The organism is Staphylococcus lugdunensis, assembly GCF_002901705.1.
GTDB lineage: Bacteria > Bacillota > Bacilli > Staphylococcales > Staphylococcaceae > Staphylococcus > Staphylococcus lugdunensis.
In genome coordinates this window covers 41,001-41,319 of record NZ_PPPV01000012.1, presented here as the reverse complement: position 1 = coordinate 41,319, position 319 = coordinate 41,001, and the positions used below count along the sequence as shown (strand labels likewise).

Annotated in this window: 3 tRNA genes; all 3 read right to left on the bottom strand. The window is 50.8% G+C overall.

Annotated elements, in window-relative coordinates:
• Positions 1–63: 63 nt before the first annotated feature.
• The 3 genes from CD041_RS00895 to CD041_RS00885 all read right to left on the bottom strand — a co-directional run bounded on the left by CD041_RS00895 (position 64) and on the right by CD041_RS00885 (position 310).
• Positions 64–136, bottom strand: a tRNA-Phe gene (locus CD041_RS00895).
• A gap of 14 nt (positions 137–150) precedes the next feature.
• Positions 151–226, bottom strand: a tRNA-Asp gene (locus CD041_RS00890).
• Positions 227–236: 10 nt separating this feature from the next.
• Positions 237–310, bottom strand: a tRNA-Met gene (locus CD041_RS00885).
• Positions 311–319 lie beyond the last annotated feature (9 nt).

Here is a 319-nt window from a genome sequence, read left to right as displayed (position 1 = left end):
CCCCCAACCTACTGATTACAAGTCAGTTGCTCTGCCAATTGAGCTAGGCCGGCTTGTATAAAATGGTTCAGGACAGAGTCGAACTGCCGACACATGGAGCTTCAATCCATTGCTCTACCAACTGAGCTACTGAACCATGATAATAAGTAATGGCGGTCTCGACGGGAATCGAACCCGCGATCTCCTGCGTGACAGGCAGGCGTGTTAACCGCTACACTACGAGACCAAATAAATAATTGCGGGAGGCGGATTTGAACCACCGACCTTCGGGTTATGAGCCCGACGAGCTACCGAACTGCTCCATCCCGCGATAATAATA